The organism is Paenibacillus sp. FSL L8-0435, assembly GCF_037965655.1.
GTDB lineage: Bacteria > Bacillota > Bacilli > Paenibacillales > Paenibacillaceae > Paenibacillus.
Genome location: NZ_CP150185.1, coordinates 3,263,694 through 3,278,564 on the forward strand (window position 1 = coordinate 3,263,694; position 14,871 = coordinate 3,278,564).

18 protein-coding genes are annotated in these 14,871 nt (G+C 43.3%); 13 read left to right on the plus strand and 5 right to left on the minus strand.

Annotated elements, in window-relative coordinates; genetic code table 11:
* The first annotated feature begins 9 nt into the window (after window positions 1–9).
* Entirely contained in the window at window positions 10–657 is a 648-nt protein-coding gene (locus NST33_RS14240) for a hypothetical protein (RefSeq protein WP_339308414.1), read from the plus strand.
* A 73-nt stretch (window positions 658–730) separates the two neighbouring features.
* On the opposite strand, the gene NST33_RS14245 is transcribed toward NST33_RS14240, so the two are convergent.
* A complete protein-coding gene (locus NST33_RS14245; protein ID WP_339184992.1) occupies window positions 731–1,396 on the minus strand; it encodes an MBL fold metallo-hydrolase in 666 nt (221 codons plus the stop codon).
* Between the two features lie 205 nt (window positions 1,397–1,601).
* Here NST33_RS14245 and NST33_RS14250 point away from each other — a divergent pair, with 205 nt between their 5' ends.
* On the plus strand, window positions 1,602–2,072 hold the full coding sequence (locus NST33_RS14250; RefSeq protein ID WP_339184994.1) for a GNAT family N-acetyltransferase: 471 nt from the start codon (window positions 1,602–1,604) through the stop codon (window positions 2,070–2,072).
* Window positions 2,073–2,215: 143 nt separating this feature from the next.
* On the opposite strand, the gene NST33_RS14255 is transcribed toward NST33_RS14250, so the two are convergent.
* Window positions 2,216–2,581 carry a helix-turn-helix domain-containing protein gene (locus tag NST33_RS14255; RefSeq protein ID WP_339184997.1) on the minus strand — a complete coding sequence of 122 codons (366 nt, stop codon included), beginning with the start codon at window positions 2,579–2,581 and terminating at the stop codon, window positions 2,216–2,218.
* Between the two features lie 105 nt (window positions 2,582–2,686).
* Here NST33_RS14255 and NST33_RS14260 point away from each other — a divergent pair, with 105 nt between their 5' ends.
* Together NST33_RS14260 and NST33_RS14265 are read left to right on the plus strand one after the other, a co-directional pair.
* Window positions 2,687–3,544, plus strand: a complete 858-nt coding sequence (locus tag NST33_RS14260) for an arginase family protein (RefSeq protein WP_339308417.1) — start codon at window positions 2,687–2,689, stop codon at window positions 3,542–3,544.
* A gap of 145 nt (window positions 3,545–3,689) precedes the next feature.
* Complete coding sequence (locus NST33_RS14265; protein WP_339185001.1) at window positions 3,690–4,868, plus strand: MFS transporter; 1,179 nt, start codon at window positions 3,690–3,692, stop codon at window positions 4,866–4,868.
* 86 nt (window positions 4,869–4,954) lie between these two features.
* Here the strand turns inward: NST33_RS14265 and NST33_RS14270 are convergent, their stop codons facing one another.
* On the minus strand, window positions 4,955–5,767 hold the full coding sequence (locus NST33_RS14270; RefSeq protein ID WP_221819389.1) for an undecaprenyl-diphosphate phosphatase: 813 nt from the start codon (window positions 5,765–5,767) through the stop codon (window positions 4,955–4,957).
* A 206-nt stretch (window positions 5,768–5,973) separates the two neighbouring features.
* Here NST33_RS14270 and NST33_RS14275 point away from each other — a divergent pair, with 206 nt between their 5' ends.
* The 5 genes from NST33_RS14275 (at window position 5,974) to NST33_RS14295 (ending at window position 9,937) form a co-directional block, all read left to right on the plus strand.
* Window positions 5,974–7,002: an ABC transporter substrate-binding protein gene (locus NST33_RS14275; RefSeq protein ID WP_339185004.1), complete on the plus strand. Its 1,029-nt coding sequence runs from the start codon at window positions 5,974–5,976 to the stop codon at window positions 7,000–7,002.
* Window positions 7,003–7,188: 186 nt separating this feature from the next.
* Window positions 7,189–7,614: a MarR family transcriptional regulator gene (locus NST33_RS14280; RefSeq protein WP_237175444.1), complete on the plus strand. Its 426-nt coding sequence runs from the start codon at window positions 7,189–7,191 to the stop codon at window positions 7,612–7,614.
* Between the two features lie 138 nt (window positions 7,615–7,752).
* The gene (locus tag NST33_RS14285) at window positions 7,753–8,397 is read left to right on the plus strand and encodes an SDR family oxidoreductase (protein ID WP_221819388.1); all 645 of its coding nucleotides are present in this window, start codon (window positions 7,753–7,755) and stop codon (window positions 8,395–8,397) included.
* 51 nt (window positions 8,398–8,448) lie between these two features.
* On the plus strand, window positions 8,449–8,793 hold the full coding sequence (locus NST33_RS14290; protein ID WP_145317423.1) for a rhodanese-like domain-containing protein: 345 nt from the start codon (window positions 8,449–8,451) through the stop codon (window positions 8,791–8,793).
* Window positions 8,794–8,914: 121 nt separating this feature from the next.
* Window positions 8,915–9,937: an NADH:flavin oxidoreductase/NADH oxidase gene (locus NST33_RS14295; protein WP_339185009.1), complete on the plus strand. Its 1,023-nt coding sequence runs from the start codon at window positions 8,915–8,917 to the stop codon at window positions 9,935–9,937.
* A gap of 139 nt (window positions 9,938–10,076) precedes the next feature.
* Here NST33_RS14295 and NST33_RS14300 read toward each other — a convergent pair whose 3' ends face one another.
* Window positions 10,077–10,994 carry an AraC family transcriptional regulator gene (locus NST33_RS14300; protein ID WP_221819386.1) on the minus strand — a complete coding sequence of 306 codons (918 nt, stop codon included), beginning with the start codon at window positions 10,992–10,994 and terminating at the stop codon, window positions 10,077–10,079.
* A 289-nt stretch (window positions 10,995–11,283) separates the two neighbouring features.
* On the opposite strand from NST33_RS14300, the gene NST33_RS14305 reads away from it, so the two are divergent.
* Window positions 11,284–11,862 carry a TetR/AcrR family transcriptional regulator gene (locus NST33_RS14305; protein ID WP_339185011.1) on the plus strand — a complete coding sequence of 193 codons (579 nt, stop codon included), beginning with the start codon at window positions 11,284–11,286 and terminating at the stop codon, window positions 11,860–11,862.
* Window positions 11,863–11,961: 99 nt separating this feature from the next.
* On the opposite strand, the gene NST33_RS14310 is transcribed toward NST33_RS14305, so the two are convergent.
* On the minus strand, window positions 11,962–12,375 hold the full coding sequence (locus NST33_RS14310) for a MerR family transcriptional regulator (protein ID WP_339185013.1): 414 nt from the start codon (window positions 12,373–12,375) through the stop codon (window positions 11,962–11,964).
* Between the two features lie 192 nt (window positions 12,376–12,567).
* Here NST33_RS14310 and NST33_RS14315 point away from each other — a divergent pair, with 192 nt between their 5' ends.
* From NST33_RS14315 to NST33_RS14325, 3 genes are all read left to right on the plus strand, one after another.
* A complete protein-coding gene (locus tag NST33_RS14315) occupies window positions 12,568–13,608 on the plus strand; it encodes an NAD(P)-dependent alcohol dehydrogenase (RefSeq protein ID WP_339185015.1) in 1,041 nt (346 codons plus the stop codon).
* 193 nt (window positions 13,609–13,801) lie between these two features.
* The gene (locus NST33_RS14320) at window positions 13,802–14,275 is read left to right on the plus strand and encodes an HIT family protein (protein WP_339185017.1); all 474 of its coding nucleotides are present in this window, start codon (window positions 13,802–13,804) and stop codon (window positions 14,273–14,275) included.
* 181 nt (window positions 14,276–14,456) lie between these two features.
* Window positions 14,457–14,828 (plus strand): iron chaperone, encoded by a 372-nt coding sequence (locus NST33_RS14325; RefSeq protein ID WP_047842909.1) that lies wholly within the window; start codon window positions 14,457–14,459, stop codon window positions 14,826–14,828.
* Window positions 14,829–14,871 lie beyond the last annotated feature (43 nt).

The following is a 14,871-nucleotide window of genomic DNA, read 5'->3' on the forward strand; positions in this document are numbered from 1 at the left end:
TTCATACGAATGAGTGAAAGGAAGGCGGTACGCATGAATCTGTATCACATCCAGTCCACCGTGCACGGAGTCAACAGAGTAACATCATTTTTGGAAGACAATTATATTGGTATTGCTTGGTCAGGTACAGGGGATCTGGAGCAAACGCCCCCGGAGCTATGGAAGGAACAGTTGGTTCAATACTATAGCTTGGATGAAGCAGAATTGGCGAGCACACTCGCGACACTACATATGTTTGTTAACCTCATGCAGGATGGAGATTATGTAATAATTAGCGATGATGAATGGACGTATGTTGGGGATATCGGGGATTATTATTACGACGATTCCGCTGGCACAGAAAACGACTTGATCTGTCACCGTCGGGGAGTTACATGGTTGGGTCGTATTCCTCTCGCTGAGCTGAATGGCAAAGTGCAGGCACTGCAAAATGATTCAGCCATCCTTGCGAAGTTTGAGTATCCCATATCACAAGCACATCTGGATCGAGGTCTTGCAGTCAGTATAACAGCCGAAGCAACCAACTCTCTCTCAACAGGGGTAGATGAAGCCACAATTCAAACAGCTCTCCAGGTGCTGAGAGAAGCGTTACACAGTGAAGAAGAAGAGCTGCGAATTCGTGCGGCTACAGCCATTTTGCAATATGCCAAGCAATAGGAAGACTATGCTAAGACTAAGAATGGTTATTGGGTTTAGACGGTAACCATTCGCGGATCAGCAATTTTAATAACTATAACCCCTGAGTAAGTTCTGAGATCTGTTCATTTACATTCCCATGACTTCGTCCACCGTGATAACAAATCACAGATGTAATGTCGAGTTCGATATACTTTTTCAAAGAGAATCGAGCTGTCTCTGTATCCAGCGTAGTTGGTTCATGAATGCCTCCAAGCCTGCCGTCTACACTGAACATTGAATCCCCGGCGATGAGCGTCTTGCTGTCCATCAAGTATAGACTGATATGACCTGGCGTATGACCAGGTGTATGAATAACGCGAATTCCACCGCAAAACGGCAGTTCCTGACCATCAGACACCGTTTCATCTACTTTGCCCTTTGGAGAATGCTCAAGGTGACCATCTTTGAGAAGAGGGAGCTGTCCCTCAATATATGGCTTATCCAGCTCATGTGCATATATCTTGACTTGTGAGCCACACTCTTTCAAAATCTCGGGAAGACACCCGATATGGTCCACATCCTGATGTGTGAAAATCACTGCTTTAAGTTGGCTGATCGGCACACCTACCTTTTCGAGTTCGATACATAAATCGTCATATTGTCCAGGGAAACCGGTATCTATTAACACAGCCATTTCTTCATCCCATATCAGAACAGGGTGAATTATATTCCCCTCAAAATCAAGCTGAAGCATTGCTATTCCCTTTGAAATTTCCATAATATCAGACCTCCGAGAGTTGGAATTCATATACATCGTTACTCGTTATATTTCTTATGTAAACGAATAAAGACGGCAAAAAGATACGTTCAGATGCTTATAGAAATATTCAATGAATGAGAGAATTGACGCTTGCTGTTGGGAATGATAATTTAGATATATCATTTAAACCAATAAGTCCAATAAGATAAAGGGGGTATGTGGGATGACACATATCGTGCATGCAGCAGCTGAAGATATTCGAAGCGAAGATTCGCTGTTACTGATCAAGGAACTGAGTGAAGAACTCGGGTTGTTATATGGCGGTGATGGAACTGCAAGATTTCAACTGTCAGACGTTGAGGTGCCACGTGCGGCTTTTATCGTTGCCAGGATCGACGGGTATCCGGTTGGTTGCGGAGCACTTAGACCCCTTGATGAAACATCTGTAGAAGTTAAACGCATGTATACACGCAGTGGTTACCGCCGTAAGGGGATTGCCCAAGCTATATTGGCCGAGGCAGAGCGTCTTGCGAACGAACTTGGTTATACCAATCTGAAACTGCAAACAGGTCCCTTGCAACCAGAAGCTGCAGCGCTGTATGAGCGTGTAGGGTATTATCGAATTCCTGTTTTCAGCGGAAATTGGGACAGAGTGTTGGCATATCAGAAAGATCTGGTACACGAAAAAGTATAATTCTACGAATCACAGCTTTTATTGTGCTGAACGGACAGAGGAACACAAGATAAAAGTAAAAAAGTCGCCGATTGGCGACTTTTTGCGTTTTAACATACTCCATTTAGTCAAATTATCTCATCTGAGTATATAGACAAAAGCGTTCAATCCGTTGCGCTATTATTGATCGAAGGTTCTTGATGTTGGACACCCCATTCACATAGGCCTTCCAAAACGGGCAATAACGTTTCAGCTTTGGCCGTCAGACGATACTCGACTTTAGGAGGGACTTGGGGATACTCTTTTCGTTCGACCATACCATCTGCTTCCAATTCTTTGAGCTGTGAACTCAGCGTTTTATACGTGATGGCGCCAATCTGTCTTTTCAGTTCATTAAAGCGGACGGGCTGGTTTTCTGCCAGGAGATACATAATCACCATTTTCCATTTGCCACCAATGACTGACAACGTGTATCCAAAAGGGGTATCTTGAATGTTTTTCACTTTACCGTGATATTCAGCCATACTCATCATTTACACTATCCTTTCGGGTAGTACCTATCATATTAGACCGTACTATTTATTTGTTTGGGCTCAGTTTATACTAACCTTACTTTGAAGTAAAGGAGATTTACGATGACTCAAAAAACAATACGTCTGCTTATGCCACAATGGCAAGGTGGAGATAATCCGAACTACTCTTTTGGAGCGGAACTGCTTGCTTGGCTCGCACCTGACAGTAATCAAACTCTCATTCATGTCCCTGTCGAAGCATATGATGGAACACCTCTGGTAAGCGAGAACGGAATTAAAGGCAGAACACAGCTGCTTCAGCAATTGCTGGCTGCCCAGCATATTATTCAAGCTCACCAGCCTGATCGCATTGTCATGTTTGGTGGTGACTGTTTGGTTGAACAAGCCCCGTTTGCTTATTTAAATGAACGATATGGCGGAGAACTGGGTTTGATATGGATTGATGCTCACGGTGATTTGGTTAGATACGAGAGCTATGACAACGGTCATACTTTACCGCTCGGGAACCTTCTTGGGGAAGGAGACCCGGAGTTTGCCAAACATGTGAGAGTCCCTTTGAAGCCTGAACATGTCTTCATGGCCGGGTTGACAACCCCCACGGAACAGGAAACCGAAGTGATTCAAAGATTGGGTATCCGAACGGCTGGAACTGAAGAATTAACCCATGACATGGATTCGATTAAGAAGTGGATTAAAGAGACTGGGTTCAAACATCTGGCAATTCACCTTGATCTGGATGTGCTTGATCCCAACATGTTCCGTTCATTGTTATTCGCCAAACCAGGGGAACCTTATGTGTTTTCACCAGCGGGAACCATGCAAATCCCTCACTTGCTTCATCTGATCAAAGAACTGTCTGAAGAAACAGATGTAGTTGGATTAGGAATAACTGAGCATATGCCGTGGGATGCCATTAACTTGAAGCATTTGCTTGGAGAAATTCCTATTTTGAACCAGTGATATAGGTTATAAGTCGCCAGAATATATCAGGATACTGATATATTAAGTCAATATTAAGGAAGATCATCAATACAAATATCAATATTATTATATGGGTGGTTCAATGCAAATCAGAATTCAAACAAACTGAGGAGACTACACCCAGATGGTCACGTTATTGTTAATCATTATTTATCTCGCATTTATAGGGCTGGGATTACCTGATGCTTTACTTGGCAGTGCCTGGTCCGTTATGAAACACGATATACATGCGACAACAGAAATGGCTGGTTATATATCTCTAATCATTTCATTTAGTACAGTAGTGTCAAGTCTGTCTGCCAGCCGATTGTTACACCGGTTCGGAACGGGTAAAGTCACATTGTTCAGTATACTCTCAACAACGATCGCGCTGTTGGGATTCTCATTCTCTGAGAATTTTGTGTTTTTACTGATTCTGGCGATCCCTCTCGGTCTGGGTGCAGGTTCGGTGGATGCGGCACTAAGTAATTATGTAGCATTGCATTTCAAGGCCAAGCATATGAACTGGTTGCATTGTTTCTGGGGAATTGGCGCAGTGACAGGCCCACTCGTTATGGCATATTGGCTGAATCAAGCAAACAACTGGCGTGCAGGATACGTAACTGTGGGGTTGATTTTGCTTGGGATCGTGGTGGTCTTATTATCAACTTTGTCTCTATGGAGGATTTTTGAGAAGGGAAGAGTAGAGGGTTCAGGTGATGAGAAGAAACGCGTGAGCAACCGTGAGGCCATACGTATCCCCGGCGTGAAAATGTCGATGCTTGCGATGCTCTGTTACAATGGTTCCGAAACTGCTGCCGGTCTGTGGATGGCTACTTTCTTCATTGTTAGCAAAGGAGTTTCTCCAGGTACTGCCGCAGCACTATCCTCCCTATTTTTCATTGGCATTATCTTGGGACGTGTAATCTCAGGCTTTCTTTCGACTCATGTATCCAGCAAAAATCTCATCAGATATGGTGGAATCGTTGGATGCTTCGGATTGGTTATCCTGGTTATGCCGATTCCTTACTGGATTGCTGCAGGGGCTTTATTTATCGTGGGATTGGGCGGAGCACCGATCTATCCGAGTATTGTTCATGCGACACCGGAACGCTTCGGTGAGAAGGCATCCCCAAGTGTAATTGGACTTGAAATGGCCAGTGCCTATACAGGTTCAACACTCATCCCGTTAGGTATGGGACTTATAGCCAGCCAATGGGGAATGTCAATGGTACCCCTGATCCTGCTGATTCTGTTCAGTGTTATGTTCGCGGCTACAGAGCTGGTTAACAGAAGCAACAAGGCTACGCGCCTGACCGTTTAGCTCCTGCTATAGGTCATTATGGCTCTGCCACTATACAACAAAGGAACAACCATCGCTGGTTGTTCCTTTTGGTGTGTGGACTTTTTTTATAAGAAAATCAGCAACAAAGTACCTGCGGCAAAACAGTAATACGAAAAGTATTTCAGGTTGCCTTTGGCCATAATGCCCATAAACCATCTCATGGAGAAATACGTGACGAAAAGCGTCGTGATGAATGCGATCAGATAAGGGATAGCCAGCTGTGATCGATTCGGATCATTGGCGATGTCGGATACCCCCATAATGAGTCCGCCAATACTTATGGGAATGTACAACATGAAGGAGAACTTCAAAGCTGTTTCCTGTTTCATGCCAACAGCGATGGACGCAATTACAGTTGCACCTGAGCGGCTAATGCCCGGAATAAGAGCGACCGCCTGAGCCAGACCTACCAACAATGCATCTTTTGTAGACAGATCACCGTCTTGCTTGCGACCACGGAGATTACGAATCAGCCATAAGGCAACCCCGGTGATCAATAGCGCGATGGAAACGGTATATACGGACGAGAAAATTTCTTCAATCCGGTCCTTGAACAGGACTGCAACGACAGCAGCAGGGATCGTACCAATAATTATGTATAAGCAAAACATGAAGTCTGCTCGATATTCTTCTTTACGAGTACGCAGGTAACCTAGTGCACCAATGATCAACTTTTTGATATCTTCCCGGTATATAAAAATAATAGCGATAAGTGATGCCGTGTTCGTTAAAATCTCAAATGACAATCCATTCTGCTTCATGCCCATAAGTCTCTGAGCGATGATCAGGTGACCGCTTGAGGAGACGGGGATTGGTTCTGTCGCACCTTGAACAATACCTAAAAACAAATACTTTAACCACAATATAATCTCTTCCATGTTTTCCTCCTTGAATACGTTTCATTGGCTTTCCAATGTGTTCCTTTATTTGTATTATTATTTACTCTATTGATGATAGCTGTTTAACGTGGTGACTTGCAAGTTAGAATTCATAGAGTGAGTGAAATAAACTTGTCTTGTAAAAACATTCAGAGCATGTTATCGTTGATAACGATTATCAATATCAATGAAGAGGTGGGTTTATTTTGCTGAAACAGAGAACACCAATATGGTTCATGATGTCACTCATCTTGCTACTAATACTGAGTGCATGTGGACAATCTGCCAAGACCAATAGTACAACCGCGGGCAGCACCAATGCAGCTGCGGATACAGAAACCAAGACGGACTCGAATGCAGCTTCTTCCGCTGAAACCAGTGCCACTACTGAAGAGGAGCTGGTTACATATCAATCGGATGCAGGCGAAGTACAGGTACCGAAGAATCCTAAGCGCATTATTGATTTGACCTCATTTTCGACAGGCTACTTTGTAGCCCTTGATGCACCGGTAGTCGGCGCTTTATCAGGAGCGATGAACAACAAATATATCAAGGATCAACTTGCAGCAGCGGGTACCAGTGATCTGGGTGAAGAGCCTACACCAGAGAAACTAATCAGTTTAAAACCTGACTTATTTATTGTGTACACTGGAACAGAAGGCATCGACAAGCTGGAGCAGATTGCACCTGTCGTACAGATTACATTTGGAAAGCGTGATTTCAAGGATCTAATGCTTGAAATGGGTAAGCTCACCAATAGAGAAGACGCCGCAATAGCCTGGAATGCTAACTGGGAAGCGAAGATCAACGAATTGAAGCCCAAGGTTCAGGAAACTGTAGGCGATCGCACCGTGTCCATACTGAATCCGTACGCCAAAGGATTATTTGTATTTGGTCATAACTATGGTCGAGGCGGTGAAATTATTTACGGGGAGTTTGGTCTCAAGGCACCAGCCAAGGCTCAAGCTGAAGCAATTGATAGCGGGACCGGATGGGCTTCAATTTCCATGGAACTATTGCCGGAGTATGCAGGTGATATCATCTTCACCAGCCCGTGGTCGGGAGATACGACTGATCCCAAGATCGTATATGATAATACATTATGGAAGAACTTGCCTGCGGTGAAGGCAAATCATGTGTTCCAGCTTGACCCGACTTCAGACTCGTACAACGATCCGTTAACGTTGGAAGGTCAGCTGCAATTTATTTCCGATAGCCTGCTTACCGCGAAGTAAGATTAGACTGCATAAACGGTAATACTGGAGCATTTCCAAACGTCGTTACAAGACGGGGAAATGCTCTTCTTATGAGCTTAGAATGTTATATACGTTGATCTTGGATGGTTTTTGACCAATGTAATTAAGCTTGATACAATAGGATAACAGCTGGTGGACATTAAATATCAAGCGGGGTGATCTAGATTGCAGCAAAAGAGTGAACGTTTGGATGTTTGGTTGGCTTTCTCTAACATTCATACCCATCTGAACGAGAAGCTGGAACAAGCTCTGCTTCAACAATATGACTTATCTTTGAAGGAATTTTATGTGTTAAATTTCATATATAATGCGGAGGGTAAGGAATTACGCCTACAACAGCTTCAAGAACTGGTGGGGTTGAGCCAAAGTGCTACTTCCAGGCTCGTCGTTAGGATGGAAGCCAAAGACTGTGGGGCGCTGGAAAGACATGCATGTGAAGATGACCGGCGTGGCATTTACACTCGTATTACGGAGCTTGGAGAGAATAAATACAAGAAAGCACTTCAAACGTTTAATCAGGTCTTGCAAACTGAATTGGAACAGGATGGATTTGAGACTCGATTAGAGAATCTCACTAAAGAATTGTTCTAAGGCCAGGGTGAATATAGGGTAATGTAGTCATTTACCCTATAAGAAGACTTGACACTCCTTAATATATCCTTTAAATTAAATGCATGCGCATGAATTAAATATGGATGCGGTGATTCATTTATTAAGGAGGTATTGAACATGAAGGTATTCGTCGTAGGATCAAATGGACAGATTGGTCAACAGCTTATTCATCTTTTGAAGAATAGTGAAGAGCACACTGTTCTTGCTATGGTACGAAAACAAGAGCAGGCAGATTCATTTGCAGCACAGGGTGTGGAAACGGTGCTTGCCGACTTGGAAGGTACGGTTGACTCACTTGTAGCTGCTGCAACGGGTTGTGATGCGATCGTATTTGCAGCTGGTTCTGGCGGTACAACGGGATATGATAAAACACTCCTGATTGATCTGGATGGTGCCGGGAAAACCATTGAAGCGGCTCAAAAAGCGGGTATTGATCGATTTATCATGGTGAGTGCGATCCAAGCCAATAATCGTGAGAACTGGCATGATAACATCCTTCCATATTATGTAGCGAAACACTATGCTGATAAATTGTTAGAGAGCAGTGGGTTAACTTATACCATTATACGTCCAGGGATTCTAATGAATGAGCCGGGAACAGGTAAAGTTTCTGCTGCTGAGAATATTACATCCGGTAACATCACTCGTGAAGATGTAGCTCATGTGATTTTGGCCAGTTTGAGTGAGAAGAATACCTACAGGTGTTCATTTGATCTAATCGCTGGTGAGGATACAATATCTGAGGCATTGAGTGGGCTCTGATCCAAAACAAAATTTTCGACGATATCAGATGAGTTAAGAGAGGGCTATACAATGATTATGTTGATGCTTTTGACCTTCATTTTAGGTATCTTCATTGTTGTACGTCAATTTTGGCCACTGCGCAATCTTGAATATATAGATTATCAAGTATTTCTCAGACAAGAGCGTGATTTTCGGCAATATAAAGTGATCGATATTCGAGATGCGACGGATTATATGGCTAATCCTACTCCGGATACGATTAATATCTCATTGGGGCGCCTTGCTTTCACCTGGGAAAAATACCTTCTTCGAGAAGATAACGTAATTATAATGTCACCTGGTATGCTTCAATCCAAAAAGGCTATACGTATTTTGCGAAAGCATGGGTTTGAATGTCTTTATGTGATGAAGTAAATGAACTAAAAGATACATGCGAGTTCTTAATCATAAGGAATTATTTAGCGAAGGCACTTTTTTGATGCTTGCGCATGCATTTTTATTATACATGATTCATGAAAAGGGGAGTTTTATTTTGATGACAGATTTGTTTAGTCCATATTCTTTTAAAAGCCTGGAGCTTAAAAACCGTGTCGTAATGGCACCAATGTGTCAATATTCAGTTGAGCAAAAAGATGGTATTGCAACAGATTGGCATTATATGCACTACGTTAGTCGTGCCGTGGGAGGAACAGGTCTCATTATCATTGAAATGACAGATGTGGAGCCGGATGGCCGGATCTCAGATTATGATCTTGGGTTATGGTCAGATGAACAGATCCCGGCTCTGAAACGAATCGTAGATGCGTGTCACAGTTATGGTGCCAAGGTCGCTATCCAGATCGCTCATGCGGGCCGCAAAGCAGAAGATGCCGAGGTTCCAGTAGCTCCATCGGCGATCGCCTTTGATGAGAATTCCAAGCAGCCAAGAGCGCTCACAACGGATGAAGTAAAAGGAATGGTTGAGAAATTCCGTAGTGCAGTAGCCCGTGCTGTGAAAGCTGGTTTTGATGCGATTGAGCTTCATGGCGCGCATGGATATTTGATTCATCAGTTCCATTCTCCACTATCAAACAAGCGAGAAGATGAATATGGTCAAGATTTAACGTTATTTGGACGGGAGATCATTCAGGCTGCAAAGGCAGAGATACCAAAAGACATGCCCCTGATGATGCGTATTTCAGCCAAAGAATATGTCGAAGGTGGCTATGGCATTAACGAAAGTTCCGAGTTTGCCAAAGCTTATAAAGAGGCAGGCGTTGACGTATTTGACATCTCATCTGGTGGCGAGGGACCTATTGGTGCATCGGGCAGACCAGGAACTCACGCAGCTTATCAAGTACCTCTCGCTAAAGCAATCAAAGAAGCTCTTGATGTACCCGTGATTGCTGTTGGAAGACTGGACGACCCGAAATTGGCGAATGCAGTTATCGGCAATGAAGAAGCTGATCTCGTTGCAGTTGGCAGAGGGCTGTTAAGAAATCCTTACTGGGCTTTGGAAGCAGCTTCTGCTTTGCGCAAGACAACGGACGTTCCAAAACAATATACGAATGGTTTTTAATGTATTAAAGACTTCATGTTAACGATTTAATGATCTTCATTAATCCTTGCATATAGGGAAGGACTCCGACTGACAAAACAGAAGGAGTCCTTTTTGGGATTAAACTAGAGGTAAGGGAACGATACTAGCCAGTAACCAGTCAAGTAGTCGTCTCATCGGTTTTACCTCGCAGGCGTTTAATGTCTTCTCTGGGTGGGAATCCGAACATGCGAGAGTATTCACGACTGAATTGGGAAGGGCTCTCATAACCTACCCGAAATGCTACATCTGCTGCATCGGTGGACTTGGATAATAACAAGCGGCGAGCTTCTTGCAGCCTAAGTTGTTTTTGAAACTGAATCGGGCTCATGGCAGTCACTTCTTTAAAATGTCTGTGCAGTGAGGCAGTGCTCATATTTGCCAAATCCGCCAATTCCTCAACCCGAAAATTCTGATCAGAATGATTCATAATATATTCAATAACGTCTCTGATGCGATAGGTATGGCTGCCCTCCATGGTAGCTTGTTCCAGAGCAATCCCATGAGGACCTTTCAGCACTTTATAGAGAATTTCCTTTTTGAACAAAGGAGCGAGTAGTGGGATATCTTCCGAATGATCTTCTAACAAACGGGCTAACCTGACAACCGCATCCAGCAGAGAAGGCTCAGCTTGGCTGACAAACATCGCACGCCTCGTTGTTTTCCGCGGTCTTGCTGGAAAATCGGAATGGTTCAATACCTCGAGAATCTCACTGGATGTGAATTCAAGTTTCAGGGCCAGATAGGGAGCCTCAGACGAGGCTTGAATCACTTGTCCACTAACCGGCAAGTCAACGGTTGCCACGATATAACTTCCTGGACCATACCGGAAACGATCCTGTCCCAGCAGGACCTCTTTCTCACCCTGAACGATAATGCAGAAGGATGGTTCATTCACCCTAAATATAGGTTCAGTAACGACCGATTCACGGATTAGAAATAATGAAGGGATCGCCGTCAGGTGCACCCCATCCTTGTCAGAATGACGGTCAATGAGTGTGGCTAATTCGTTCTGTTGTTCGTGTATTTGATCAGACATGCAAAGTTCTCCTTTTTCCCTCACAACATAATAATCACATTCTATCGTATATTGACCGAAGGCGGTAAGAAACGGATAGGAATAGGCAAACATTTGATGTGAATGGATAAGACATTCTGATTGCTGGTTGCATATTCACAAGTACACAGGTCATGATATACAACAAGTACAGAAGATATACACTTATGGTTCAGCTAATACATGATCAGAAGAGAATGAAAAGGGTATCTGCATCTTTTATTTACTGATCGTTCCCGATGTGTTAGATTGATTTTGGGAGGGAAGTTGAATGGCTAGAAGTAAAGAGTTTGAAGTGAACGAAGTATTGGATAAAGCAATGAAGATCTTCTGGGAACAAGGTTACGAGAAGACGTCGATGAGTGATCTGGTTGAGCATATGGGAATTCATCGCAGAAGTATATATGATACATTTGACGATAAACATTCGCTGTTTTTGCAGGCAATGGATCGTTACAGAGGAAAGGTCAGTACCACATTACTTGCAGAAATCAAGGCATCCAAGACGGCAGTGGAAGCACTGCATAAAATTTTCGATGTTATGATCAGTGAAGCAGAGGAGACACCATCGGGTTGCTTGATTGTGAACTCGGCTGTGGAGCTGGGCGCACGTGATCAGGAAGTGGACAACCGATCTCTTGAATCGTTTAATGAAGCTGAGCGTATGTTCGAGCAGATTATTCAATGGGGGCAGCGGGAGGGAGAATTCTCTTCTGATCATGATGCGAAGGAAATGGCAGAGTACCTACACAATATTTCTGTCGGCATCAGAGCCATGGCAAGAACCTCGACGGATAAGGAAAAATTAAACCGGATTATCCATGTAACGATGAAACTTTTGGAAAAATGATGAGTAGAGACATACCCAAAAAAGTAGCTTGAAATCCGTTAGAGGACTTCAAGCTACTTTTTTTGTGCGCTAATTTTAGAAAATAGAAAGCATGAACCATCAATTGATGATGGCATTTTCCATCGGTTTAATTTTGTGAATCTCTTCGGTTCCAGCCTCCAAAGCTGTTTCGTAGTAGGAGCGTTTGTGCTCAATGACTTCCATGGTTCTTCTTAGTTCCTCCATTTGTGCTTCCACTATAGCTTTTCGCTCCGTAAACATGTCATATCTTTGCTTCAGCGAGGAGTCCCCTTCAGAGCACCATTCAATAAAGTCCTTAATGTCTTTAATAGGCATGCCGGTCAGCTTCAGACATTGGATGATCTTTAGAAAGTCAATGTCGGAGTCTTTGAACAAGCGTGTTCCGCTTGTGGTTCGTTCTACAAAAGGCATGAGTCCTTCCTTGTCGTAATAACGCAATGTATATACCGTAAGGTCTAATTTTCTGGCAACTTCACCGATTGAATAGGTCATTTAGAATGAATTCCTTTCTATTAGGGGTAGACTTCGAGTTAACTCTAGGATTGATCCGAGTGAATTCTAACATGTTGGATTACTGGATGTCAAAGTAAGTTCGAGATAAAAAAATAAGATAAACATTTGACCTAGAGTTAACTAGAGGGGGTAAGATTATTTTGAACTTTAAATTACTAGGAGGTTATCCCATTGATTATAGCTAAAGCCAGAGCCGTTGACGGACCAGATCAACAATTCAGAAGTGCTGAAATTAAACGACGTGATCTGGATACCAATGATGTATTAATCGAGATTAAATATGCAGGTATCTGCCATTCTGACATCCATACTGCCCACGGTGAATGGGGCCCTGTGAATTATCCACTCGTTCCTGGACACGAAATTGCCGGAATTGTGACCGATGTAGGAACCGGAGTCTCCAAATACAAGGTCGGTGACCGAGTAGGGGTTGGATGTATGGTTGACTCTTGTGGTGAATGTGATAACTGCCGCAAAGGTGAAGAGCAATACTGTCTTAAAGGAAATATTCCCACGTACGCTGGGGTAGACAAATACGGTGAGCCTACGCAGGGTGGATATTCCACTCACATTGTTGTCGTAGAGGATTTCATTGTTCGCATCCCTGATAACATTGGACTTGATGCTGCTGCACCTTTGCTCTGTGCCGGTATTACGACATATTCACCACTGCATCACTGGGGAGCTGGCCCAGGTAAGAAAGTTGCCGTTGTAGGTATGGGTGGTCTTGGTCATATGGCTGTCAAAATTGCACATGCGATGGGTGCCGAAGTAACGGTTCTCTCCCAATCCTTGAGCAAAAAAGAAGATGGACTGCAATTTGGTGCAGATCACTACTTTGCCACAAGCGAACCGGAAACATTCGAGAAACTTGCAGGCACATTTGATCTGATGATTAACACGGTAAGTGCGAATATTGACATTAACGCTTATTTCTCACTGCTCACACTGGATGGTACACTCGTGAACGTGGGTGCTCCTGCTGAGCCACTAGCCGTAAACGTATTCTCTCTTATCGGTCATCGCCGTTCATTCGCAGGTTCCATGATTGGTGGTATCCGTGAGACGCAGGAAATGCTTGATTTCTGTGCAGAACATGATATTGCACCTAACATTGAGGTCATCTCCGCCGATCAGATTGACGAAGCATATAAACGTGTACTGGCTTCCGACGTGAAATATCGCTTTGTTATTGATATCAGCACTATGTAAGTGTGAACTTTGCAATAGTGATAGTTAAAGATAGAAGAAAGCAGCTGCCGCCAAGGTCAGCTGCTTTTTGCTTTTCAGTTTGTTAATTGCTGATCGTTCTATAACCCGCCATCTCATCGCAACGAACAGAAGGTAACGGCGTCTAATAACTAGTAACTAGTTAGAAAAATATGAAAGGAGTGTAAGGAGAAAGATGACGGTATCATTTTCACATCAGCCTGAAGGGTATGAATGTCCATTTTGTCGTATTTGGGGTATCGAGCGACCTGATCAGGGAACAAAACAAAGGGATATCATCTATCAGAATGAAAAGGTAACCGCATTTATAGCGGGCAAATGGTGGCCAAACAATAAAGGACATGTTCTTATTGTTCCGAATGAACATTTCGAGAATATTTTTGAACTCCCTGCGGATTACGCTGTTGAAATTCACCGCGCGGCTCAGCTTATAGCATTTGCAATGAAAAGTACATATGGATGTGATGGGATTTCGACACGACAACATAATGAACCTGCTGGCAATCAAGACGTATGGCATTATCATCTCCATGTTTACCCTAGATACGTGAATGATCAACTGTATCTGTCAAATGGTTCTCCGTCCGATCCAGATGAACGCGCTCTCTATGCTGATCAGTTGCGTTCTTGGATAAAGGAAAACATCTAAAGTCTTTGCGGGTAAGGACTACTCTATGATCATAGATATCGGCCTATTAAAGAGAACTTTGTTGTTACAAATTTTTTTGCATTAAAACAACCGATAAGGGGTATTGAATTTGATATTCATGATAGAATGAGTATGTATGGGGCAAATTAAATAGTATATTTCATGATATTAGGGGGAACCAATGGAGACCTTTGCAGAATTTATAGCACGCATCGATAACCCGGAACACCAGGCACGAACGGAAGAAGTTTTGAACTGGGTCACTGAAAAATTCCCGAATTTAAAACAAAAAATAGCCTGGAATCAACCGATGTTTACCGACCATGAGACCTTCATCATTGGCTTTAGTGTATCCAAGCAACATTTGGCTGTTGCTCCCGAGAAGGCAGGAATTAATCGTTTTTCGGAAGAGATCACTCAGGCGGGGTATGATCACACCAAAGAGTTGGTGCGAATGAAGTGGAAACAGGAGATTGATTTTTCGTTACTTGAAAGAATGATTGAGTTTAATATAGCGGATAAGGCAGAATGTTCAACATTCTGGCGCAAATAAATCGCGATATAAAAAGAAGACCCCCAACTTCCAGATACGGAAA

Bases quoted from the DNA above. Each gene is read 5' to 3' on its own strand.
- NST33_RS14240 (WP_339308414.1), top strand. From the start codon at position 10: ATGAGTGAAAGGAAGGCGGTACGCATGAATCTGTATCACATCCAGTCC.
- NST33_RS14245 (WP_339184992.1), bottom strand. From the start codon at position 1,396: ATGGAAATTTCAAAGGGAATAGCAATGCTTCAGCTTGATTTTGAGGGG.
- NST33_RS14250 (WP_339184994.1), top strand. From the start codon at position 1,602: ATGACACATATCGTGCATGCAGCAGCTGAAGATATTCGAAGCGAAGAT.
- NST33_RS14255 (WP_339184997.1), bottom strand. From the start codon at position 2,581: ATGAGTATGGCTGAATATCACGGTAAAGTGAAAAACATTCAAGATACC.
- NST33_RS14260 (WP_339308417.1), top strand. From the start codon at position 2,687: ATGACTCAAAAAACAATACGTCTGCTTATGCCACAATGGCAAGGTGGA.
- NST33_RS14265 (WP_339185001.1), top strand. From the start codon at position 3,690: ATGGTCACGTTATTGTTAATCATTATTTATCTCGCATTTATAGGGCTG.
- NST33_RS14270 (WP_221819389.1), bottom strand. From the start codon at position 5,767: ATGGAAGAGATTATATTGTGGTTAAAGTATTTGTTTTTAGGTATTGTT.
- NST33_RS14285 (WP_221819388.1), top strand. From the start codon at position 7,753: ATGAAGGTATTCGTCGTAGGATCAAATGGACAGATTGGTCAACAGCTT.
- NST33_RS14290 (WP_145317423.1), top strand. From the start codon at position 8,449: ATGATTATGTTGATGCTTTTGACCTTCATTTTAGGTATCTTCATTGTT.
- NST33_RS14295 (WP_339185009.1), top strand. From the start codon at position 8,915: ATGACAGATTTGTTTAGTCCATATTCTTTTAAAAGCCTGGAGCTTAAA.
- NST33_RS14300 (WP_221819386.1), bottom strand. From the start codon at position 10,994: ATGTCTGATCAAATACACGAACAACAGAACGAATTAGCCACACTCATT.
- NST33_RS14305 (WP_339185011.1), top strand. From the start codon at position 11,284: ATGGCTAGAAGTAAAGAGTTTGAAGTGAACGAAGTATTGGATAAAGCA.
- NST33_RS14310 (WP_339185013.1), bottom strand. From the start codon at position 12,375: ATGACCTATTCAATCGGTGAAGTTGCCAGAAAATTAGACCTTACGGTA.
- NST33_RS14320 (WP_339185017.1), top strand. From the start codon at position 13,802: ATGACGGTATCATTTTCACATCAGCCTGAAGGGTATGAATGTCCATTT.
- NST33_RS14325 (WP_047842909.1), top strand. From the start codon at position 14,457: ATGGAGACCTTTGCAGAATTTATAGCACGCATCGATAACCCGGAACAC.